Origin of the sequence: Mesorhizobium sp. 113-1-2 (genome assembly GCF_016756475.1) — a bacterium.
GTDB classification, from domain to species: domain Bacteria; phylum Pseudomonadota; class Alphaproteobacteria; order Rhizobiales; family Rhizobiaceae; genus Mesorhizobium; species Mesorhizobium loti_C.
Window position 1 is genome coordinate 1,701,706 of sequence record NZ_AP023242.1, and the last position, 21,099, is coordinate 1,722,804.

21 protein-coding genes and 1 tRNA gene are annotated in these 21,099 nt (G+C 63.0%); 10 read left to right on the forward strand and 12 right to left on the reverse strand.

What is annotated here, in order from left to right; translation table 11 throughout:
* Positions 1-35 precede the first annotated feature (35 nt).
* The 5 genes from JN279_RS08190 (at position 36) to JN279_RS08210 (ending at position 4,680) form a co-directional block, all read left to right on the forward strand.
* Positions 36-974, forward strand: coding sequence for an ABC transporter substrate-binding protein (locus JN279_RS08190; RefSeq protein WP_096450820.1), 939 nt, complete (start codon positions 36-38; stop codon positions 972-974).
* A gap of 171 nt (positions 975-1,145) precedes the next feature.
* Entirely contained in the window at positions 1,146-2,039 is an 894-nt protein-coding gene (locus JN279_RS08195; protein WP_096450818.1) for a sugar phosphate isomerase/epimerase family protein, read from the forward strand.
* A gap of 136 nt (positions 2,040-2,175) precedes the next feature.
* A complete protein-coding gene (locus JN279_RS08200) occupies positions 2,176-2,529 on the forward strand; it encodes a cupin domain-containing protein (RefSeq protein ID WP_096458012.1) in 354 nt (117 codons plus the stop codon).
* Positions 2,530-2,730: 201 nt separating this feature from the next.
* A complete protein-coding gene (locus tag JN279_RS08205) occupies positions 2,731-4,239 on the forward strand; it encodes a multicopper oxidase family protein (RefSeq protein ID WP_096450816.1) in 1,509 nt (502 codons plus the stop codon).
* Between the two features lie 6 nt (positions 4,240-4,245).
* Positions 4,246-4,680, forward strand: a complete 435-nt coding sequence (locus JN279_RS08210; protein WP_096450814.1) for a YqaA family protein — start codon at positions 4,246-4,248, stop codon at positions 4,678-4,680.
* Positions 4,681-4,687: 7 nt separating this feature from the next.
* Here the strand turns inward: JN279_RS08210 and JN279_RS08215 are convergent, their stop codons facing one another.
* The 4 genes from JN279_RS08215 to JN279_RS08230 form a co-directional block, all read right to left on the reverse strand.
* Positions 4,688-5,305: a cytochrome b gene (locus JN279_RS08215; protein WP_096450812.1), complete on the reverse strand. Its 618-nt coding sequence runs from the start codon at positions 5,303-5,305 to the stop codon at positions 4,688-4,690.
* A 2-nt stretch (positions 5,306-5,307) separates the two neighbouring features.
* Positions 5,308-6,864, reverse strand: coding sequence for a VOC family protein (locus JN279_RS08220; RefSeq protein WP_202352474.1), 1,557 nt, complete (start codon positions 6,862-6,864; stop codon positions 5,308-5,310).
* 252 nt (positions 6,865-7,116) lie between these two features.
* Positions 7,117-7,193 (reverse strand) — tRNA-Arg (locus JN279_RS08225).
* Positions 7,194-7,277: 84 nt separating this feature from the next.
* Complete coding sequence (locus JN279_RS08230; protein ID WP_202352475.1) at positions 7,278-8,441, reverse strand: M20 aminoacylase family protein; 1,164 nt, start codon at positions 8,439-8,441, stop codon at positions 7,278-7,280.
* Positions 8,442-8,673: 232 nt separating this feature from the next.
* On the opposite strand from JN279_RS08230, the gene JN279_RS08235 reads away from it, so the two are divergent.
* Positions 8,674-9,840 carry a D-alanyl-D-alanine carboxypeptidase family protein gene (locus JN279_RS08235; RefSeq protein WP_202352476.1) on the forward strand — a complete coding sequence of 389 codons (1,167 nt, stop codon included), beginning with the start codon at positions 8,674-8,676 and terminating at the stop codon, positions 9,838-9,840.
* A 4-nt stretch (positions 9,841-9,844) separates the two neighbouring features.
* Complete coding sequence (locus JN279_RS08240) at positions 9,845-10,975, forward strand: CobW family GTP-binding protein (protein ID WP_202352477.1); 1,131 nt, start codon at positions 9,845-9,847, stop codon at positions 10,973-10,975.
* A 16-nt stretch (positions 10,976-10,991) separates the two neighbouring features.
* Here JN279_RS08240 and JN279_RS08245 read toward each other — a convergent pair whose 3' ends face one another.
* From JN279_RS08245 to JN279_RS08270, 6 genes are all read right to left on the reverse strand, one after another.
* Positions 10,992-11,231 (reverse strand): sulfurtransferase TusA family protein, encoded by a 240-nt coding sequence (locus tag JN279_RS08245; RefSeq protein WP_202352478.1) that lies wholly within the window; start codon positions 11,229-11,231, stop codon positions 10,992-10,994.
* Between the two features lie 8 nt (positions 11,232-11,239).
* Complete coding sequence (locus JN279_RS08250) at positions 11,240-12,538, reverse strand: L,D-transpeptidase family protein (RefSeq protein WP_202352479.1); 1,299 nt, start codon at positions 12,536-12,538, stop codon at positions 11,240-11,242.
* A gap of 257 nt (positions 12,539-12,795) precedes the next feature.
* A complete protein-coding gene (locus JN279_RS08255; RefSeq protein WP_202352480.1) occupies positions 12,796-12,936 on the reverse strand; it encodes a hypothetical protein in 141 nt (46 codons plus the stop codon).
* A 69-nt stretch (positions 12,937-13,005) separates the two neighbouring features.
* Entirely contained in the window at positions 13,006-13,956 is a 951-nt protein-coding gene (locus JN279_RS08260; RefSeq protein WP_096450801.1) for an acetyl-CoA carboxylase carboxyltransferase subunit alpha, read from the reverse strand.
* A 98-nt stretch (positions 13,957-14,054) separates the two neighbouring features.
* The gene (locus tag JN279_RS08265; RefSeq protein WP_202352481.1) at positions 14,055-14,972 is read right to left on the reverse strand and encodes a site-specific tyrosine recombinase XerD; all 918 of its coding nucleotides are present in this window, start codon (positions 14,970-14,972) and stop codon (positions 14,055-14,057) included.
* A 27-nt stretch (positions 14,973-14,999) separates the two neighbouring features.
* A complete protein-coding gene (locus JN279_RS08270) occupies positions 15,000-15,152 on the reverse strand; it encodes a histidine kinase (protein ID WP_096450797.1) in 153 nt (50 codons plus the stop codon).
* Positions 15,153-15,363: 211 nt separating this feature from the next.
* On the opposite strand from JN279_RS08270, the gene JN279_RS08275 reads away from it, so the two are divergent.
* From JN279_RS08275 to JN279_RS08285, 3 genes are read left to right on the forward strand one after another with little or no spacing between them, the layout of a single operon-like run.
* Entirely contained in the window at positions 15,364-15,975 is a 612-nt protein-coding gene (locus JN279_RS08275; RefSeq protein WP_096450795.1) for a shikimate kinase, read from the forward strand.
* Positions 15,972-17,108, forward strand: a complete 1,137-nt coding sequence (gene aroB / locus JN279_RS08280; protein ID WP_202352482.1) for a 3-dehydroquinate synthase — start codon at positions 15,972-15,974, stop codon at positions 17,106-17,108. The genes JN279_RS08275 and aroB overlap by 4 nt, the downstream gene beginning before the upstream one ends.
* A gap of 1 nt (position 17,109) precedes the next feature.
* On the forward strand, positions 17,110-18,000 hold the full coding sequence (locus JN279_RS08285; protein WP_096450791.1) for an HlyC/CorC family transporter: 891 nt from the start codon (positions 17,110-17,112) through the stop codon (positions 17,998-18,000).
* Positions 18,001-18,224: 224 nt separating this feature from the next.
* Here JN279_RS08285 and JN279_RS08290 read toward each other — a convergent pair whose 3' ends face one another.
* Together JN279_RS08290 and JN279_RS08295 are read right to left on the reverse strand one after the other, a co-directional pair.
* A complete protein-coding gene (locus JN279_RS08290; protein WP_096450789.1) occupies positions 18,225-19,766 on the reverse strand; it encodes a SpoVR family protein in 1,542 nt (513 codons plus the stop codon).
* 9 nt (positions 19,767-19,775) lie between these two features.
* On the reverse strand, positions 19,776-21,089 hold the full coding sequence (locus tag JN279_RS08295; RefSeq protein ID WP_202352483.1) for a YeaH/YhbH family protein: 1,314 nt from the start codon (positions 21,087-21,089) through the stop codon (positions 19,776-19,778).
* Positions 21,090-21,099 lie beyond the last annotated feature (10 nt).

The window sequence follows — 21,099 nt, forward strand, 5'->3', positions numbered from 1 at the left end:
TGAGAGGCGCGGGGCAATCGGAGGAAGTAAGCGTAATGAAGACCATCGCCAAACTGCTCTGCGGCGCCGCGTTCGCGGCCGTCGCCATCGCGCCGGCATCGGCCAAGGACCTCAACAAGGTCGGCATCTCGGTCGGCCTGCTCGGCAACCCCTTCTTCGTCGCCACCATCAAGGGCATCGAGGACGCGGCCAAGAAGATCAACCCGAAGGTCGAGGTGACGTCGGTGTCGGCCGACTATGACCTCAACAAGCAGGTCTCGCAGGTCGATTCCTTCATCGCCGCAGGCGTCGACGTGATCATGCTCAACGCGGTCGATGCCAAGGCGATCGCGCCGGCGGTGAAGAAGGCACAGGCCGCCGGCATCATTGTTGCCGCCTTCGACGTCTCGGCGCCGGGCGCCGACGTCACCGTGATGACCAACAACGTCAAGGCCGGCGAGGAGGCCTGCCAGTATCTGGTCGATCATACCGGCGGCAAGGGCGACTACGTCATCCTCAACGGTCCGGCATCGTCGTCGATCCTGGAGCGGGTCAAGGGCTGCAAGAACGTGCTTTCGCAGCATGCCGACATCAAGATCCTGTCCGATGACCAGAACGCCGAAGGCTCGCGCGACGGCGGCCTGAAAGTGTTCCAGTCGCTTCTCACCCGTTTCGACAAGATCGACGCGGTGTTCGCCATCAACGATCCGACGGCGATCGGCGCCCAGCTTGCCGCCAAGCAGCTCAACCGCTCCGAGTTCATCTTCACTGCGGTCGACGGCGCGCCTGATATCGAGAAGGAGCTTTCTTCCGGCACGTCGATGATCAAGGCCTCGGCTTCGCAGGATCCCTATGTGATGGCCGGCCAGTCGCTGACGATGGCGGCGGAGCTGCTCGCCGGCAAGAAGCCGGCGGAGCCGACAGTGCTGCTCGATCCCAAGCTGATCACCGCCGAGAACCTGAAAGACTACAAGGGCTGGACCGCGGCCCGCTGATCACGCCTAGAGCGGTTCGCCGTTTCACGGAAACGGCGAACCGCTCTAACTCTTTGTTTTGACGCAATTCCGAACGGAAAACCGCTACACACTTTTCCTGGAATTGCTCTAAAGGCGCGGCTGGGTTGATCCGGCCGCGCCCTTCTTCATCATCGCAAACCGGAGACGATCATGGCGCGCATCGGAATCCATTCTTTCGTCTGGTCGGCAAGCTCGGCGCAAAGCGCACTTGAACGCACGCTGGCCAACACCAGGGAGGCCGGCTTCGACCTGATCGAATTCTCCTATCTCGACCCTGCCGATGTCGACATTGGCGGGCTTGCCAAACGCATCGCCGATCTCGGCCTCGGCGTGGCGATCAGCATCGGATTGCCCGGAGATGGCGACATATCGAGCGCCGACAAGGGGGTCGCCGCGCGCGGCGTCGAGATCCTCAACCAGACCATTGCGCTGACGCGCGATCTCGGCGGCAGCAAGGTCGCCGGTATTCTGTCGGCAAGCCACGGCCTGCAGGTCGAAGCGCCGACGCGCGATCAATGGAACCGCAGCACTGCTGCGCTGGCCAAGGTCGCCGAGACGGCGAAAGCGGCCGGTGTCACGCTCAATCTCGAAATCGTCAACCGCTTCGAAAGCAACCTGCTCAACACCGCCGCGCAAGGGCTCGCCTTCATCGAGGACACCGGCTCGGACAACATCTTCCTGCATCTCGACACGTTCCACATGAACATCGAGGAGGCCGATGTCGGGCTGGCCATCCGCCACGCCGCGGGCAAGATCGGCTATGTCCATATCGGCGAGAGCCATCGCGGCTTCCTCGGCACCGGCAACATCGACTTCGCGGCCATCTTCGATGCACTGACCGCCATCGGCTATGCCGACGATCTCAGCTTCGAATCCTTCTCGTCGGAGATCGTCGACGAGAACCTGTCGAAGAAGACCGCCATCTGGCGCAATCTGTGGACCGACAACATGGCGCTCGCCAAGCACGCCCGCGCCTTCATCGGCCTCGGACTGGAGACGGCGCGGCGCAAGGCGGAACTGGTCTCGGCCAGGCACAAGCCATAAGGCGGCCGCGGGCGGCAGGATTTCCCAAGACGCCGAGGCGCGTATACGCCCGCACGTTGTCATCGAGCATGCATTGCTCCCGTGCCATGCATCAGCTATCCGACCTCTGCGACACATGAAGCAGAAGGAACCCGGCATGACGAACAAGACGATCCTCAAATTCGGCGCGATCGAACACGCGGAAGCCGGCGATCTGCCTGGCTGGATCGTGGTCGAAGGCCACCCGACCATGCAGACCGCAGTCCAGCACACGACCGAGGACGGCAAGGTGATGTCGGGAACGTGGCGGGCGTCGCCCGGCACCTATCACGCGACCTACACCGACTATGAGTTCGTGCACATGATCGCCGGCCGCATCATAATCACGCCCGACGGCGGCACACCTGTCGAAGTCGGCCCTGGCGATGCCTTCGTGGTGGAAGCCGATTTCAAGGGAACCTGGAAGATCATCGAGCCGGTCACCAAGCATTTTGTGGTCAGGGTCGGCTGAGGCGGCTTGTTCGCGTAGCCGCCAATGGTCGGCACCAGGGCGGACATTTGGTGCCGACCGCATGGCGTCAGCTCGGAGAGCTTCCAACAGTCAAAGTGTCGTGCCAACCCAGGCGGCCCAAACGCCGCATTGACCTGGCCGGGCATCGGCAGTTTCTTAGGATCGCCTCTGGTGTTCAACGACTGATCGAGGAGACGACCGATGCATCGGCGAGGTTTTCTGGCGGCAGGTCTTGCGACGGTTCTTGTGAGTGAACGTGCCGTTGCCCAGATGAAGATGGACGACATGCCCGGCATGGATATGGGCGGCCACGCAGGCCACGACATGGGCGCGGCGCCACAAGGCGCGCCCGTGCTGCCGGAAGGAGAAGCCCTTCGCGATCTGCCGCGCCTCGCCAACGAAGCCAGCACGCCCGGCCTGTTCAAGGCGACGCTGACCGCTCAGTCCGCCACAGTGCGCTTTGCGGAAGAGCTGGACACCCCGATCCTAGCCTATAACGGCACCAGCCCCGGGCCGCTCATCGAGGCGGCCGAGGGCGACCGCGTCGAGATCACCTTCGCCAACCGGATCGCGGACGAGGCTAGCACCATCCATTGGCACGGCATGCCGGTGCCCGCCGACCAGGACGGCAATCCGATGGATCCTGTCGCGACGGGCACTGATCGCACCTACAGCTTCGACCTGCCGGAAGGCAGTGCCGGCTCCTATTGGTATCATCCGCATCCGCACGGCAAGACGGCAGAGCAGGTCTATCGCGGCCTTGCCGGCGCGTTCGTGGTCAGGTCGAAGACCGATCCGATCCCGGCCGCCTATGGCGACACCGTGCTGGTGTTCACCGACCTTCGCCTTGCCGCCGACGGCACCTTGCCCGACAACACGATGACGGACCTGATGAACGGGCGCGTCGGCGACCATGTGCTGGTCAACGGGCAGAAGAATCCGACACTGACGGTCCCCTTTGGCACCAAGCGGCGCTTTCGGCTGTATAATGCGACCAACGCGCGGTTTTTGCGGCTCTCCTTCGCCGGCGCGCCCATGACCATCATCGGAACCGACGGCGGTCTCCTGGAAGCGCCGGTTGCAGCCGGCGACATCCTGCTCAGTCCGGCGGAACGGCTTGAACTGGTCGTCTCTTTCGACCAGGTCGGCGCGGCCGCGCTTACCACGCTTGACTACGATCGGGGTTGGATGGGTCCCGGGCGGCCTGCCGATGCTGGGCTGACGCTGTTCACGGTCAATGTCTCGCAGACCGAGGCGGACCCTGTTCCGCCGCTGCCCGACAGGCTGCGGCCGATCGCGCAGCTCGGACCTCCTGCCGTCAGCCGGCGTTTCGTCTTCACCGAAACCATGGCCATGAACGCCAATGGTATGGAGATGGGGTTCCTGATCAACGGTGCCGCTTTCGACATGAAGCGCATCGACGTCGTCGCCAAGGCTGGGCAGGTTGAACTCTGGGAGATCGTCAACCAGGCGGACATGGATCATCCGTTTCACGTGCACGGAACGCAATTCCAGGTGATCGAGCACGAACGCGGCGGCAACATATCCAAGCCGGCCTATCGCGCCTGGAAAGACACCGTCAACGTCGCGCGTGGAGAGACGGTCAGGCTGCTGTTGCGGCAGGACCGGCCGGGGCCGAAGATGTATCACTGCCATATCCTCGAGCATGAGCAACTCGGTATGATGGGCATTGTCGACGTGCAGGCATAGCCCGACGTGGCGGCGCTCTACGGCGCACTGTTCCTCAGCGCGTTCCTCGCCGCAACCGTCCTGCCCGTCTCATCGGAGGCGGTGCTCGCCGGCATGATCGTCTCGGGCCGCGGCGATCCCGCACTGCTTCTTGCCGTCGCCACGATAGGCAACACGCTGGGCTCCGTGGTGAACTGGGTTCTGGGGCGTGGCATCGACACGCTGCGGAACAAAAGCTGGTTCCCTGTCACTGCGGATCGCTACGAGCAGGCATGCCGAACGTTCCGGCGCTTTGGCGGATGGACGCTGTTGTTTGCCTGGCTGCCGGTCGTCGGGGATGCGTTCACCCTTGCGGCGGGGGCTGCACGCGTGAACCTCGGCGTGTTCGTCGCTCTTGTCGCAACAGGCAAGGCTGCACGCTATGCGGTGATCCTTGCGGCAGGGTTGTGGGCGACGGCGTGATCAGCCGTTACACGTCTTCCCTGGAATTGCCCTGGTCCTGAGAGGCCGTGCTCGACCGGCCAAAAACCATGCTTTGCATGACACCATCGCGCAACAGCACGAAATGCGTCAGGGCAGCCAGGACGTGAACACCGGCAAGCCCAAGCAGTATCCAGACCAGCTTCTGATGCACGAACGCGAAGCCTCTTGCCGACAGCGCGCCGACCGATGGCGCCAACGGCATGGGCAAGTCCCCGAAAAGCCGTGCGGGAGGCATGAAAGGCATTGGCCGGTAGCCCAGCCATCCCGTTATCAGGACGGCGAGGATCGTGCTGTAGAGAAGCATGTGGAAGAAAGCCGTCGCAGACCGCATGAACCGCGAGGTTGGCCTGACGGGGGCCCGGGTGAAGATGCGCCAGCAAAGCCTGAGGACGATGATGGCCAGGATCGTCACGCCGATCGACATGTGAAGCGGCAGCCAGTTCATCATCGCCATGCCCGGCCCCCGCATCGGCCCGAAGGCAATGGCGATTTGCGCCGCGAGCGCGATCACGGTCAGCCAATGCAGCAGACGAATGCCGAAATGCCAATGCAGGCGAGGTTTCCCGCTCGCCTCCGCTGCCCGACGGTTCTCAAGGGTGCGCATGGTCAGGCGAACCAGTTTTCTATCGACGGTCCCAGGGCGTGCAGATCGGCATCGCTCAACTCGTGGCCCGCAGGCACTGTTAGCGCGGACACTGTCGCGTGACGCTCGCTCAGGACCGCCGCAAGACCGGGGAGAAGCGATGCATAGGGATCATCGCGTCCCTCGATCATCACTATCCGCCAGCCCGAAAGATCCGCGTCCGGCCGGGCCTCGAGGACCAGGGAGGGGCGAAGCAGGATGGCGCGCTCGGCCAGGGGCGGATGCAGCAGCATCGCCGCTGCCAGGAAGTTGGCGCCGTTGGAATATCCGAGGAACGCCAGCTTGCCCGGGTCCAGCCGATAACCATTGATCGCGCCTTCCACGAAGGCGGCAAAGGCTTCTGCCTCGGCCCTTATGTCGGCTTGATCGAACGCGGTAGCCGAAAACCGGCGGAACCAGCGCAGGGTCCCCTCCTCGACGCTGCGCCCGCGCACCCCCAGCAAGGTGGCGCGCGGCGCCAGGCTTGCCGCGAACGGCATCAGGTCGGCCTCGTTACCGCCGGTCCCATGCAACAGAACGAGCGTCGTGCCGTCCGGGTCGGCTGGGACATGGAACCGGTGCACGAAGGGCAGGTCGAGATACCGGATGCGGTCCTCGCCAGGCAGCGAAAACTGCGGCAGCCGCGTGCGGATGGCCTCGGCCCGCTCGGCATCGGAAGGCGGAACGAAGAGCACCGAACCGAGGGTTTCGGCGGGTTCATCGACCGTCATTCCGGGTCCATCCGTTGCGAGTTCGAACAAGGTCTCTCCCGGCTCACGGACATAGAGCGACACGAAATATTTACGGTCGTGAACATTGGTGACGCTGGAGTTGCGGCTCGCAAGCCGGCGCTCCACCGTCTCCAAGGCAGCGACGCCCGGCGTGCGGAAGGCGATATGGTCGACGACGCCGGTCCCTGGTACGCCAGGCCAGAAGCCAACGGCGTCACGGACATCGACAACGTCCCCGCTGTCCGAGATGAGGCGCTGCACGGTTCCGGCGTGCTTGAGCGGGCGATAGCCGAAGTAATCCTGCAGGAATGCCGACGTCTGCTCGGCAACCGCCGAGAAAATCGTCGCGCCGCGGATGCATTGGATTGCGTTGGCCGGTTCGATTCCCGGGCCGGGGGCCGGTGACGCATATGCGGGCAGGGCGCTGCCGACGATCTTGATCGCTACGCCGTCCGGATCGGTCAGGCGCAGCACGGGCTCGCCGAATTCCTGCGTTGGTCCGCTCGCATTCAGTCCGAACTGCAACGATCGCATAATCCAGAAGCCGATGGCGCCGGGCTGAACGGACAGCGCGACTTCCGCGACCTGACCGAGGCCGATCCGGCCGGGTGATCCGTCCTCCCACACGAGGAAGGTGATCAGAGACCCCGGCGAACCGATGCTGTCGCCATAACACAGATGCAGTTGCTCGGCGTCTTCGAAACCACCGGTCCGCTTGACCAGGCGCAGTCCGAGAAAGCCGACATAGAAATCAACGTTGGCCTGGACCTTGCGTGTAACCAGCGTGATGTGGTGGATGCCAGATGTCATTCGGTCGATGCCTTCCTCAACCTTTCCTTGCCATCATCGGCGCGTGCCGGTCATCCGAGTTGAACAAATTGCCTTGCGGCAACGCCGCCGCCGAATTGCTGGGCGCGGCCGCCTTCGGTGACAGCTAAAGCGCGCAAAGGCTCCGCGCCCAGTCTAGTCGACCCACTGGCCGAGTCAGAGCTGCGGCTAACCCTCGGACAAATCACCCGAATTTCGAGCCAGCTGCTGCGACTCATATTTGCAGTGACTGATTGGTGATCCCGACAGGAATCGAACCTGTGACCTACAGATTAGGAATCTGCCGCTCTATCCTACTGAGCTACGGGACCACGCGGCCCGACACATAGCCGCTTCGGACCGTTTCGCCAAGAGGCTGGCCGCATGCGATCGGCCAGCCTTTTGTGTGGCGCTCGTCAGGCGGCGAGCGCGGTTTCCGCCAGTTTCACCCAGTAGCTCATGCCATGCGGGATGGCCTCGTCGTTGAAATCGTAGGCCGGGTTGTGAAGACCGGCGGTTTCGCCATTGCCGATGAAGATGAAGGCGCCGGGCCGGGCTTCGAGCATGTAGGAAAAGTCCTCGCCGCCCATTACCGGCTGGATGCCGCGATGGACATGGGCATCGCCGGCGACGGTCGCCGCGATGTCGCTGGCAAACACCGTCTCCTCGGCATGATTGAAGGTCACGGGGTAATTTGCCTGGTAGTCGACCTCGATCTTGGCGCCGAAAGCGGTCGCCAGGCCGTCGCAGATGGTGCGAATGCGCTCCTCGGATTTCTTGGCGATCTCCTTGCGCAAGGTGCGCACGGTGCCGGCGATCTCGGCCGATTCGGGAATGATGTTGTAGGCGTCGCCGGCATGGAACTTGGTCACCGAGACCACCACGGCCTCGACCGGGTCTGTGCTGCGCGAGGCGATCGTCTGCAGCGCGCCGACCAGTTGGCTGGTGATGACGATCGGGTCGATCGTGCCGTGCGGCATCGCGGCATGGCCGCCCCGGCCTTTCACGGTGATGGTGAATTCGGCCGTCGCCGCCATGATCGGGCCCGGGCGGATGGCAAACTGGCCGACAGGCAGGCCCGGCATGTTGTGCATGCCAAAAACCTTCGAGATGTCGAAGCGCTCCATCATGCCGTCCTTGACCATCTCGTTGCCGCCGCCGCCGCCTTCCTCCGCCGGCTGAAAGATCACCGCCACGGAGCCGGCGAAATTGCGCGTCTCGGAGAGATATTTCGCTGCACCCAAAAGCATCGCCGTGTGGCCGTCATGGCCGCAGGCGTGCATCTTGCCTGGAACGGTCGAGGCGTAGGGCTTGCCGGTGATTTCGTTGAGCGGCAGCGCGTCCATGTCAGCGCGCAGACCGATGGTGGCGCCTTTGCCCCGGCGGCCGCGAATGATGCCGACGACGCCGGTCTTGCCGAGGCCGGTGACCACATCGTCGCAGCCGAACTCTTTCAGCTTCTCGGTGACGAAAGCCGCCGTCTTGAAGACATCGAAGTTCAGTTCGGGCGTCTGGTGCAGATGCCGGCGCCAGCCGGCGACTTCGTCCTGCATTTCAGCGGCGCGGTTCAGGATTGGCATGATGGTTCCATTCGTTGTTGGAGCAGCCGGCTTCAGCCTGGTGTTTTGCAATTGTGCCCGGTCTTTCGATTGTGATTGTCAGGCACTTTGCCATGTTGGCGTCACATAGGGTAAATAGCACCGCAACGATGCAGTCCGTTTTTGAGGGGCGGACTCATTATGCTGGCGGTCACGTAACGAAATCTTACGGAGCCAGGGGCGACTACGGCAAGAGGCGATTTCGGATTAGATCATGCGGCACAGGCATTTCCTCAAACTATTCCCGGCTGGCGCAATCATGCTGTCGGTCCTGGCCGGGCCGGCGCTGGCCAATCCGGTGGTGGTCTTCGACCTGAAGAACGGCCAGATCCTGCAGCACCAGGATGCGTTCAAGCGCTGGTATCCGGCTTCGCTCAGCAAGCTGATGACCGCCTATGTGACCTTCCGGGCGATCGCGGCAGGCGAAGTCCAGCTCGATTCGCCGATCAAGGTGACCAAGCACTCCGCCGGCGAACCGCCGAGCAAGATGGGTTTCAAGCCGGGCTCGGTGATGCGGCTCGACAACGCGCTGAAGATGATGCTGGTCAAATCGGCCAATGACATCGCCATGGCGGTCGGCGAGAATGTCGGCGGCTCGCAAGCCGCCTTCGCCGACAGGATGAACGCCGAGGCCGCCCGGCTCGGCATGAACGGCACTCATTTCGTCAACCCGAACGGGCTTTACTCGCCCGACCAGTACACGACGGCGCGCGACCTTTCGGTCCTGGTGATGGCGATCCGTAGCGAGTTTCCGCAATATGCGCCGTGGTTCTCGATCGAAGGTCTTGCGGTCGGCAAGAAGGCTATCCCGAATTACAATCTCCTGATTGGCCGCTATCCCGGTGCCGATGGCATGAAGACGGGCTTCGTCTGCCCTTCCGGCTTCAACATGATCGGTTCGGCGACGCGCAACGGCCGCACGCTGGTCGCGGTCGTGCTTGGCGAGAAGTCGGCGGTCAGCCGTGCCGAGACCGCGGCAAAACTGCTCGACCAGGGGTTTGACACGCAAGCCGCCGGCTCGGCCACCGTCGCGACTCTGGCGCCCTATGGCGACACGGTCTCGCCCAACGACATGCATGACGAGGTCTGCAAGAAGAAGACGAAGGAGGAGCAGTCCGAGGCGCCACCGGCCGCAGCCGCAAAGGACGCGCCGAAATCGCCCTATCAGGAAAAGCTCGACCATGTGCCGACGCTGGTTGCCGTCGGCCTCGGCGGCGCCACCGGCCCGGCGCCGAAGGCGATGCTCGACCAGGGCGGCCAGGAATATGCCGACGTGCCGATCCCGAGCTGGCGGCCCGATCGGCCTGCGCCGGCCGGCATCGGTCCGGCTGTGGTGGGTTCAGCAGCCCAAGGTGACCAGCCGGTCAAGGCCGCGAACTAACCTGATGAGCGGATTCCCGATCCCCGTCTCGGTGCTGACCGGCTTCCTCGGTGCCGGCAAGACGACGCTGCTCAACCGGCTGCTGAAGGACCCGGCGCTGGCCGATACGGCGGTTATCATCAATGAGTATGGCGAGGTGGCGATCGACCATCTCCTGGTCGAGCAGGCTTCCGACGGCATCATCCAGCTTTCGGACGGCTGCCTGTGCTGTACGGTGCGCGGCGAACTGGTCGACACGCTGGCCGATCTGGTCGACCGGCTGCAGACCGGCCGCATCGCCCTGCTTGCCCGTGTCATTGTCGAGACCACGGGCCTTGCCGACCCGGCACCGGTGCTGCAGTCGATCATGGCGCATCCGGCACTTGTCCAGGCGTTTCGGCTCGACGGGGTCATCACCCTGGTCGACGCGGTCAATGGCAATGCCACGCTCGACGCCCATGTCGAGGCGGTCAAGCAGGTCGCCGTCGCCGACCGCATCGTGCTGAGCAAGGCCGATCTGGTGACCGATGCCGGCGACCTCGAAACGCTGCGGGCGCGCCTGCGGCAGATCAATCCGGGTGCTGAACTGCTCGAGGCCGGCAATTCAAAAACGGGCGTGGCGGCGCTGTTTGATTGCGGCCTCTACAATCCCGCCACCAAATCCGCCGACGTGCGGCGCTGGCTCGGCGAGGAAGCAGCGCATGATCACGATCACCACCACCATGATGGTCATGACCACGGGCATAATCATGACCGCGAGCACAGTCACGATCATGGCGATCGCCACGATCAGCGCGTGCGCTCCTATTCGCTGGTCCATGACAGTCCGGTGCCGTTTTCGGCCATCGAAATGTTTCTCGACCTGCTGCGTTCGACGCATGGCGAGAAGCTGCTGCGCATGAAGGGCGTGATCGAACTCAGGGAAGATCCGTCACGGCCGCTGGTCATCCACGGCGTGCAGAAGATCCTGCATCCGCCGGCAAGGCTGCCGGCCTGGCCGGACGGCCAGCGCGGCACGCGGCTGGTGCTGATCACGCTTGATATGCCGGAGGATTATGTGCGCCGGCTGTTCGCAGCCTTCACCAACCGGCCGTCGATCGACACGCCCGACCGCGCCGCGCTGGAAAACAACCCGCTGGCGATCGCCGGAAGATAGCGTTTTAGATCGAAATTCAGACTGTCTCGCCGCGCTCGACCAGGAATCGATGGCCGCCTGGCATGGCCGCTGTTTCAATCAGCTGGTGGCCGGCGTCCGAGCAAAAGGCGGGAATATCGATGACGGCGAGCGGGTCGGTGGTCTCGAGCCAGAGCCGGCTGCCCGGCTCCATCCCGGCCAGGCGCTTTTTCGCCTTGAGCACGGGAAGCGGGCAGTTCAGGCCCTTAAGGTCGTAGATAGCGGTATCCACGGCCAAGACCAAGTTCAGCCGCCGAACATACCAAGCAGCTTGTTCTTCAGCTTTGCCACCGTACCTTCGCTGGCGTCGGCTGCTTGCGTCTCGGCTGCCGGCGCGGCCTCCGCGGGCGCGGCGATGGTAGCGGTGGCGACGGGGGCTTCCTTGGCGGCCTTGGCCGCTTCCTTTTCGGCAAGTGCCTGTGCCTTGGCGGCTTCCTTGGCTTGCTTGGCTGCCTCAATGGCAGCCAGCCTCTGCTCCTCGGCCTTCTGCTTGGCGGCTTTTTCGGCGTCGAGTGCGGCCATCTTGCGGCCGGCCGGCGAATCGATGCGGCCCATGCGCGCCGTCTCGGTCACCGTGCCGTCGTTGTTGAGCGACGGCGGATCGATCGGCACGCGCTCGCCGCGCGCCCGGCGCTTCGACCAGTCGGAGACGATGCTGGCTTCCTTGACGCCGGCGATGGTCGGCTTGGGCGGCGGCACGCTGGCCTTGAGCGCGCCGTTGAACGCCGCGTCGTAGGTGCTCTGATAGGCGTTGTAGGCGCTCTTCAGCGAATCCGGCTGCGTGGTCGCCGGGCACGGTCCGGTCGGATCGAATGTCTGGCCGTCGGCGGCGACCTGGTTGAAGACATAGCGCTTCTCGCAGACATCGACCTTCGGCGGCACCTTGGTGATCTCGAAATTGTCGTAACCGACCTTCAGCATCTTCCAGAACTCGTAGTTCGGGTCGTTGCGGTAGCGCGCCATGTTGGCGGCGGTCATGCGGAACGGAAAGGCCTCGACCTGGAACTCGGTCTGCCCACCCTGGAAGGCATCGCGGCCGAAGGCATAGATCTGCTCGATCTGCGCGTCGGTCATCGAATAACAGCCCGAGGACGAACAGGCGCCATGCACCATCAGGTTCTGGCCGGTGCGGCCATTGGCACGGTCATAGGCGTTGGGAAAGCCGATGTTGAAGGACAGATGGTAGTTCGAGCGCGGATTCATCTGCGACGGCCGCACCGTGTAGAAACCTTCCGGCGCCTGGCGGTCACCTTCGGTGTACTTCGGCCCGAGCTTGCCCGACCATTTGCAGATGTCGTAGCTCGCCACCATGTCGTAGCGGCCGTTGGTCTTGGCCTTCCATATCTCGAGCTTGCCCTCTTCCTTGAAGATGCGCGCCATCACCGAGGAGGTGCGGATCATGCCCTTGGCCTTCATGTCGGCCAGGATCTTGTCCGGCAGCGGCTTGTTGGCTTCCGGGGCAAAGTCCTTCATCGACGAATCATTACAGCCGGCGATGGCTATCGAGGCGGCGAGGACTCCGGTGCGGGCGAGCTTGGCAAACATGGATACGGCTATGTCTTTTCCCTCGGGCCAATGGCTTCGAAACGGCCGAGCCCGTATGCTGAACACCGACGGACCGTAAGCCCGTTAACCTTGAAAATTCCTTACCGCAAGCCTCGACCAACCCCTCACGGCAATTTCATTGACCCGAATGCGGCGGCATTTTTGTGGCGAAATTGCTTATTGCCGCCACATTGCCGTGTGCAGGCCGGCAATCCCAAGGCGATCATACGTTTTGACAGGTCCGGATTTGCCGGGGGCTAGACAATGCTGCCGCCCTCGTTGTTGCCACCGCTATTGTCACTGCCATTGTCCACTGGCGGCTGGGAACTCACCTGTTGAGCCGCTAGTGCTTGCAGGCGGGCCGCTTTGACCAGCCTCGGTTTCTCGTATTTTTTCATCGCAGATCCCCCCAAACGAAAAGCTTAATTAGCATTCGGTAAAGCAGGGTGTCTATCGCGGTCCAGCCCCTAGAGGCTGCGGCCCATCGCCAGATATTTCTCGCGGCGCTGTTCGCGGAAGTCGGTGTTGGCGCCGGCGAAGTCCTTCATCGTCTTGGCGATGAGGTCGCCGGTCGCGGCAATCACCGTTTCGGGCGCGCGCTGGGCGCCGCCCATCGGCTCGGGGATGATGGCGTCGATGATCTTCAATTCCAGAAGATCCTGCGCGGTGATCTTCATGTTGGTCGCCGCGTCCTTGGAGCGCGTGGTGTCGCGCCACAGGATCGAGGCGGCGCCTTCCGGCGAAATCACCGAATAGATGGCGTGTTCGAGCATGTAGACGCGGTTGGCGGTGGCGATGGCGATGGCGCCGCCCGAACCGCCTTCGCCGATGACCACCGAGATCGACGGCACTTTCAGCGCAAGACAGGCCGAGGTCGAGCGGGCAATGGCTTCGGCCTGGCCGCGCTCCTCGGCGCCGACACCGGGATAGGCGCCCGCCGTGTCGACCAGCGTCAACAGCGGAATCTTGAAACGGTCGGCCAGTTCCATCAGCCGCACCGCCTTGCGATAGCCCTCGGGGCGCACCGACCCGAAATTGTGCTTCAGGCGGCTGGTCGTGTCCGAGCCCTTCTCCTGGCCGATGATCGCGACAGGCTCGCCGCGGAAGCGGGCGAAACCACCGACGATCGCCTGGTCCTCGCCGAAATTGCGGTCGCCGGCGAGCGGCGTGAAGTCGCTGAACAGGCCCTTGATGTAGTCGACGCAGTGCGGCCTGTCGGAGTGGCGCGCCACCTGCACCTTCTGCCAGGGCGTCAGCGCCTTGTAGAGATCGCGCAGTGCGTCGCGCGAACGCTTCTCGAGCCTGGTGATCTCGTCGGCAACGTCGACCGCCTCGCCGTTCTCGGCAAGTTTCTTCAGCTCGAGGATCTTGAGCTCAAGATCCTGCACCGGCTTTTCGAAATCGAGGTAATTGTACATGCTTGAGCGGACCGATACGTCGGAAGGCAAGGACTGCGGAACCGTTGAAAGCAGGGCTCCGGGCGGTGAAATGTCGTCCTCACATAGCGATATGAGGCCTAGTCGGCAAGCGGATGATGATCGTTGACCAGCCGCACCAGCCGCTCCTCCAGCACATGGGTGTAAATCTGTGTCGTCGATATGTCGGCATGGCCAAGCAGCTGCTGCACGGCCCTGAGATCGGCGCCGTTCTGCAGCAGATGGCTGGCGAAAGCATGGCGCAGCACGTGCGGCGATATTTTCGCCGAGGCGATGCCGGCCCGTGCCGCCAGCCCTTTCAGGTCGCGGGCAAAGACCTGGCGCGAGAGATAGCCGCTGTCGGATGCCGCTGGAAACAGGAACGGACTGTCGGCGAAGGTGGGCACCCCGGCCCGGGCGGCAAGCCAGGCACGCATTGCCGTGCGCGCCTTGGCTGACAGCGGCACCATGCGCTCCTTGTCGCCCTTGCCGCGCACCATGAAGAAGCGGTCGTCACGCTGCGCTACCGTCACCGGCAGGCCGACCAGCTCGGAAACGCGCAAGCCCGTGGCATAGAGCACCTCGACCAACGCATGCAGGCGCAGGGCTGCCAGCCGGTCGCTGTGGCCTAGCCCGGCATCGCCGGCTTCCTGCGCGGCGCGGTCGATCAGCCGGCCGGTGTCTGCCTCGCTCATCGTCTTGGGCAGCGGACGGCCCTTTTTCGGGCTGTCCAGCGTGCCGGTCGGGTCGTCGGTGCGCAGGCCCTCGGCATAGAGGAATTTGAAGAACTGGCGGATCGCCGACAGTTTGCGTGCCTGCGAGGTCGGCGCGAAGCCGCGCGCGGCGATGTCATCGAGATAGGCGCGGATATCGGCGGCACCCGCACCGGCAAGCCCGCCACCGATCTCGCTCGAAGCGTCTTCGAGGTCGCGGCGGTAGGAGGACAGCGTGTTTTCGGCAGCGCCGCGCTCGGCGCTCATCATTTCCAGGAAGGCCTCGATGCGGGCGGCGCTGTTCATTTCCTGCGGGTCAGTTTTCTTCGGGATTCAGTTTTTCTTGGGATTCAGCTTTTCCGCCGGAATGCGGACGCTCATCTCCGCTTTTTTTGGCTCGACGAACATCACCAGCGCGAACATCGTACCATAGGCAATGCCGGCCAGAATCGCGAGAGTCACGACAAAGCGAAACAGTGTCGGCATCAATTTTCGCTCGTCTTCTTGTTCTGCGTTTCCAAACCCTGTGCCCTTATGGGACGCCAATCCGGCCAATTCAAGGAAGAAGCGGAGGCCTGTTAGCAACTTCTGATGCAGGCGTCCGCCAGCCGATATAGGGTTCTGGCCGCTAGGCACGCTTGACGCAAACCGGCTTTTCATGTCGATACGCCGGCAAAGAGGGCCCAAGAAACAGCTGATGAACGCGCACCAGGCAAATCCTCCAGGCGAGACCTACGCCGCGCTGCTTGACCGGCTGGGCAGCCGGTCCATCGTCTTTGTCGGCCTGATGGGTGCCGGCAAGACGGCGATCGGCCGCAAAGTGGCGACGATGCTTTCGCTGCCTTTCATCGACAGCGACCAGGAGATCGAAAGCGTCTCGCGCATGACCGTTCCGGAGCTGTTCGAACGCTATGGCGAGACCGAGTTCAGGGCCCTGGAACAGCGCGTGATCCTGCGTGTGTTGGAGAACGGCCCGCAGGTGCTTTCGACCGGCGGCGGCGCCTTCATGAACGCGCAGACGCGCGAGGCTATCGCCGGCCATGGCGTGTCGGTGTGGCTGAAGGCCGAACTCGATCTTCTGATGGAGCGGGTTTCCAAGAAGCAAAACCGGCCGCTTTTGAAGAGCGCCGACCCCCGCGCCGTGCTGGAGCGGCTGATGGGCGAGCGCTATCCGGTCTACGCGACGTCAGATGTCACCGTGCCGACCCGCGACGACCGCAAGGAGGTCATCGCCGCCGAGGTGCTGGACGCACTGTGCCGGCATTTCGGCATCGATGAAATCGCAGCGACGGGCGAGGTCGAATCGTGAGCGCAGACCGGCCCGTCACCGTCGAAGTCGGGCTTGGCGACCGGGCCTACGACATATTGATCGGCTCCGGCCTTTTGTCGCGCGCGGGTGAGGAGATTTCGCGCCGGCTGCCGGGCACACGCGCGGCTGTCGTCACCGATGAGAATGTCGCCGCCGCGCATCTCGATACGCTGAAGGCCGGGCTTGAGAAGGGTGGCATCCAGCCCACCGTCATCACGATGCCGCCCGGCGAGAAGACCAAGAGCTTCGCCCATCTCGAAGCGGTGGTCGACGGGATTCTGGCCGCCAGGCTGGAGCGCGGCGACGTCGTCATCGCGCTGGGCGGCGGCGTCATAGGCGATCTCACCGGTTTTGCCGCCGGCATCGTGCGGCGCGGCATGAATTTCGTGCAGGTCCCGACCTCGCTTCTGGCACAGGTCGATTCCTCGGTCGGCGGCAAAACGGGCATCAACAGCCCGCGCGGCAAGAACCTGGTCGGCGTCTTTCTGCAGCCCAGGCTGGTGCTGGCCGACACGGAGGTGCTCGACACGCTGCCGATCCGCGAATTCCGCGCCGGCTATGCCGAACTCGCCAAATATGGGCTGATCGACCGGCCGGCATTCTTCGCCTGGCTGGAAGCGAACTGGGAAAAGGTGTTCGCCGGCGGGCCAGAGCGGGCGCAGGCGATTGCCGAGGCTTGCCGCGCCAAGGCCGATGTCGTCGCCCGCGACGAGTTCGAGACCGGCGACCGCGCGCTTCTCAATCTCGGCCATACATTCGGCCATGCGCTCGAAGCCGCCACGCAGTATGACGGAACCCGTCTCGTTCACGGCGAGGGGGTCGCCATCGGCATGGCGCTGGCGCATCGGTTCTCCTCGCGGCTCAATCTGGCGAGCCCCGACGACGCGGCACGCGTCGAGACGCATCTGCGCGCCGTCGGCCTGCCCTGGCGCATGGCCGACATTCCGGGCGAATTGCCCGATGCCGAGGCGCTGCTTGCCTTCATCACCCAGGACAAGAAGGTGTCACGCGGCGCGCTGACCTTCATCCTGACGCGCGGCATCGGCCAGGCTTTTATTGCCAAGGACGTTCCGGCTTCGGAAGTGCTGTCGTTCCTGAGGGAAATCCGTCCAGCCAGCCGGAAAGCCGGCTGAGATGGACAACGGCTGGGTCATCGTCACCGTCCTTGCCATCCTCATCCTGCTTGTCATTGCCGTGCGCACGCGCCTTCTCGCCATGTTCGGCTACGAACTGTCGCGCATCGAGCCGCAGCGCTCGAGCCAGGACGAGTTGCGCGGTGCGGTCGACGATTTCCGCCGCGACGGCCAGGTGGTGCGCGAGGATCGCGACCGCATTGGTGGCTTGTTCGACCTCGAAGAGCTCGAAGTCTCCGACATTATGGTCCACCGCACCAATATGCGCTCGGTCAATGCCGACAATGCGCCCGAAGCGGTGGTGCGCGAGATCCTGCAGAGCCCGCACACCCGCATGCCGCTGTGGAAGGGTTCGCTCGACAACATTGTCGGCGTGCTGCACGCCAAGGATCTGCTGCGCGCTCTGAACGAAGTCGGCAATGATTTTTCCAAGATCGATGTGATGAAGATCGCCTCGAAACCCTGGTTCGTGCCCGACACCACGACCTTGCAGGAACAGCTCAACGCCTTCCTGCGCCGCAAGGCGCATTTCGCCGTCGTCGTCGACGAATATGGCGAGGTCGAAGGGCTGGTGACACTGGAGGATATCATCGAGGAGATCGTCGGCGAGATCGCCGACGAGCATGATGTCGACATCCAGGGGGTCAAGCAGGAGGCCGACGGTTCCGTCGTCGTCGACGGCAATGTGCCGATCCGCGACCTGAACCGGGCGCTCGACTGGAACCTGCCGGACGAGGAAGCAACCACGATTGCCGGCCTCGTCATCCACGAGGCGCAGTCGATCCCCGATGAGAAGCAGGCCTTCACCTTCCACGGCAAGCGCTTCATCGTCATGAAGCGCGACAAGAACCGCATCGCCCGGCTGAGGATCAGGCCAGCCGGCGACGCTTAGAGCAGTTCACCGTTTCGCGGAAACGGCGAACCGCTCTAACTCTTTGTTTTGACGCAATTCCCAAGGGAAAGCGCTATGCGCTTTCCCGGGAAAACCGTTTCACACTTTTCCTGGAATTGTTCTAAAGCCCTTGTTTTTATGCCTGTCGTTTGTCCCGCCGCTGCGCACTTTTGGGCGACATGCGTCAGGCCGAGAGCCGTGGGGACCAGCGCAACCACCGAGCCTCATTCTGCGATCTGGCTCGTCGAGCGTTCGTGGATCGTCAGGCCCGTCTCAGCGTCGACAGCCGCCAAACTGACCTCATAACCCCAAAGCCTCCGGATGTGACGAAGCGTGGCGTCACGGCTGGCATCCTCGAGAAGGATGCCGTGGTTCACCTTGTGCTGCAGTCGCAAATGCCGGTCGCCGAGCAGATCGACATCCACCACCTGAATGTCCGGTCGGTTCGCGCCGACATCGTAGCTGTGAGCAAGCGCGGCGCGTATCTTTTCATAGCCGCGCTCGTTGTGGATCGAGGCAACCTGAAAATGCGGTTGGTCGGCAACGTCGCCGAGCACAAAAAACCGCCACTTCCGGATCAACGCCGGGCTGAGGTATTGGCGGATGAAGGACTCGTCGCGGTGCTCTGCCCATGCGTCGAGCAGGACTTCGCGCCAGTTTCCGCGGCCGGCGATGTTGGGAAACCAATCCCGATCCTCGGCCGTCGGCTCGGTCGAGATGCGCTGAATTTCCTGCATCATGTCGAGGCCGAGAGCGTAGGGGTTGATGCCGGAAAAGCGCGGATCGTCGAACGCCGGCTGGAAGATCACGTTGGAATGATTGCGCAGGATTTCGAGCATGGCGCCCTCGCTGATCCGGCCGCGGTCGAACAGCATGTTCATCAACGTATAGTGCACGAAGGTGGCGCAGCCCTCGTTCATCACCTGTGTTTGCCGTTGCGGATAAAAATATTGTGCTATGACACGAACGATCCTGATGATCTCACGCTGCCAGGGATCCAGGATCGGGCTGTTCTTTTCCAGGAAATAGAGCAGGTTTTCCTCGGGCAGGTTGAGCGATTTCTTCCACTCCGGGTCTTGGGCCTTGTCGTTGACCCTTTGCTGCGAAGGCGGCAGCGTGCGCCACAAATCGTTGTAGGAGCGCTCTTCGTATTCGAGACGCTCGCGAAGCCCTTCGCGCTGCCGTTCCGACGACAGCTTCGGTGGCCGGCGATAGCGGAACACGCCCTGTTCCATCAGCGCGTGGGTGGAATCGAGGACAGCCTCGACGGTAGCGAGACCGTGCCGCTCCTCGCAACGAGCAATGTAGCTCTTGGCGAAGTCCAGGTAGCTGAGGATCGCCCCAGCGTCCGTCCACTGCTTGAACAAATGATTGTTCTTGAAGAAATGGTTATGCCCGAGCGCGGCATGGGCCGTCACCAAGGCCTGCAGGGCCATGGTGTTTTCCTCCATCAGATAGACGATGCAAGGATTGGAATTGATGACCAGTTCATAGGCAAGCCCGCGCCCGCCTTTGCGATAGAGCAGGTCCTGGTAGAGGAAGTGTTTGCCGAAAGACCAGTGGTGGTACATCAGTGGCATACCGACTGACGAGTAAGCGTCGAGCATCTGTTGGGAGGAGATGATCTCCATCTGCACGGGATAGGTATCGAGATGAAGCTCTTCGACCGCGATTGCCTCGATCGCGTCATAGGTCCGCGACAATTTCGTAAAATCCCAGTCGGATCCGGAAAAAAGCAGATCGGATTTACCGGCTTGTCTGGCCATCGGCCCCTCTCACGCTCTCTTAAGGACAGCAGACTGTTTGCCGAAGAGCTGGCGAAAGACCGGGTAGATATCGGCGGGCGTGGCGATGCGGCTCATCTGGAAGTTCGACCATTTCAGGTCGATCGCGCTATAGGCACGCCATAGCGATGTCCCGTTTTCGGTCGTGCCGAAGATATGGGCTTCGCGCTTGTCGATGATCTCGACGTAGGCAAAATACTGGCACAGCCGCATGAGCTTCCCGTCGAGCAGGGCTATGCAGCGCTCGGAATCGGTGACGGAATTGTCTCCGTCAGAGGCCTGGGCGGCATAGATGTTCCACTCGCTGGGCGGATATCGCTGCCTGATGATGCGATGCATTTCCTCGAGCGCGGTGGAAACGATGGTACCGCCGCTTTGCGTGCAATTGAAGAACGTCTCCTCGTCAACCTCCTGCGCCTCGTGGGTATGGCGGATGAAGACGATCTCGATGCGGTCATAGCGCCGTTTCAAGAACAGGTGCAGCAGCACGAAGAAGCGCTTGGCCAGATCCTTTTCGCGCTCGCCCATGGACCCGGACACATCCATCAGACAGAACATGACGGCATTGGCGTTCGGCACAGGCTGGGGATCGAAGCGGTTGAATCGGATGTCGACAGGATCGACAAAGGCAATTCGCCTGCGCCGCCGCTCCAACCGGTCAAGCTCCTGCCGCAATGCCGCAATGCGCTGGTGCGCCGCTTCGCTGGATGGCACCAACTCAAGCATGGCGATTTCCTCGAGGATCGCGTCCAACTCCTCCTGCTTAGGGCGCCTCAGCGCGATGCGCCGGCCGTGGCTGTTACGCATCGTGCGCCCAACATTGATGTTGGTCGGTGAACCGGTGGCGGCGAAGCCAGCCCGGCGCGGCTTGAAGGCAAGGATCTCCTTGAGGTTGAGCTTGACCATATCCGGGAGTTCGAGATCCTCGAAAAAAAGATCAAGCACCTCTTCGCGTGACAGCACGAAACGAAAGTCGTCTTCAGACGCCGTGTTTCCCGGGGACGACGCCCCGGCGCCGACGCCCTGGCCGGGCTTGGGGATCAGGTCTCCAGGGGAGAAATGCCTATTGCCCGGCAGGATGTGCTGGCGCCTGCCGCCGTTCCTGGCGTTGTTGAAGGCCGGCTCGCTCGTGCCTCTTTCGGGCATGGGCACGGCGTGCTCGGCATCCACGTCTGCGATCCTGCCGATGCGGATCTGATCGCGAATGCTCCGCTTGAGCTCTTCCCGCGCGCGCCTAACGAAGCGCTGGCGATTGCCCAGGCTTTTGTCCTTCGGATTCAGGCGACGGTCGATAAAGATAGGCATGGAACCATTC

What these genes read in the sequence shown, in the direction of transcription:
- JN279_RS08190 (WP_096450820.1), top strand. Translation starts at nt 36, where the DNA reads ATGAAGACCATCGCCAAACTGCTCTGCGGCGCCGCGTTCGCGGCCGTC.
- JN279_RS08260 (WP_096450801.1), bottom strand. Translation starts at nt 13,956, where the DNA reads ATGTACAATTACCTCGATTTCGAAAAGCCGGTGCAGGATCTTGAGCTC.
- JN279_RS08255 (WP_202352480.1), bottom strand. Translation starts at nt 12,936, where the DNA reads ATGAAAAAATACGAGAAACCGAGGCTGGTCAAAGCGGCCCGCCTGCAA.
- JN279_RS08285 (WP_096450791.1), top strand. Translation starts at nt 17,110, where the DNA reads ATGGACAACGGCTGGGTCATCGTCACCGTCCTTGCCATCCTCATCCTG.
- JN279_RS08270 (WP_096450797.1), bottom strand. Translation starts at nt 15,152, where the DNA reads ATGCCGACACTGTTTCGCTTTGTCGTGACTCTCGCGATTCTGGCCGGC.
- JN279_RS08290 (WP_096450789.1), bottom strand. Translation starts at nt 19,766, where the DNA reads ATGGCCAGACAAGCCGGTAAATCCGATCTGCTTTTTTCCGGATCCGAC.
- JN279_RS08200 (WP_096458012.1), top strand. Translation starts at nt 2,176, where the DNA reads ATGACGAACAAGACGATCCTCAAATTCGGCGCGATCGAACACGCGGAA.
- JN279_RS08295 (WP_202352483.1), bottom strand. Translation starts at nt 21,089, where the DNA reads ATGCCTATCTTTATCGACCGTCGCCTGAATCCGAAGGACAAAAGCCTG.
- JN279_RS08215 (WP_096450812.1), bottom strand. Translation starts at nt 5,305, where the DNA reads ATGCGCACCCTTGAGAACCGTCGGGCAGCGGAGGCGAGCGGGAAACCT.
- JN279_RS08265 (WP_202352481.1), bottom strand. Translation starts at nt 14,972, where the DNA reads ATGAACAGCGCCGCCCGCATCGAGGCCTTCCTGGAAATGATGAGCGCC.
- JN279_RS08275 (WP_096450795.1), top strand. Translation starts at nt 15,364, where the DNA reads ATGAACGCGCACCAGGCAAATCCTCCAGGCGAGACCTACGCCGCGCTG.
- JN279_RS08205 (WP_096450816.1), top strand. Translation starts at nt 2,731, where the DNA reads ATGCATCGGCGAGGTTTTCTGGCGGCAGGTCTTGCGACGGTTCTTGTG.
- JN279_RS08220 (WP_202352474.1), bottom strand. Translation starts at nt 6,864, where the DNA reads ATGACATCTGGCATCCACCACATCACGCTGGTTACACGCAAGGTCCAG.
- JN279_RS08235 (WP_202352476.1), top strand. Translation starts at nt 8,674, where the DNA reads ATGCGGCACAGGCATTTCCTCAAACTATTCCCGGCTGGCGCAATCATG.
- JN279_RS08240 (WP_202352477.1), top strand. Translation starts at nt 9,845, where the DNA reads ATGAGCGGATTCCCGATCCCCGTCTCGGTGCTGACCGGCTTCCTCGGT.
- JN279_RS08230 (WP_202352475.1), bottom strand. Translation starts at nt 8,441, where the DNA reads ATGCCAATCCTGAACCGCGCCGCTGAAATGCAGGACGAAGTCGCCGGC.
- JN279_RS08195 (WP_096450818.1), top strand. Translation starts at nt 1,146, where the DNA reads ATGGCGCGCATCGGAATCCATTCTTTCGTCTGGTCGGCAAGCTCGGCG.
- JN279_RS08250 (WP_202352479.1), bottom strand. Translation starts at nt 12,538, where the DNA reads ATGTTTGCCAAGCTCGCCCGCACCGGAGTCCTCGCCGCCTCGATAGCC.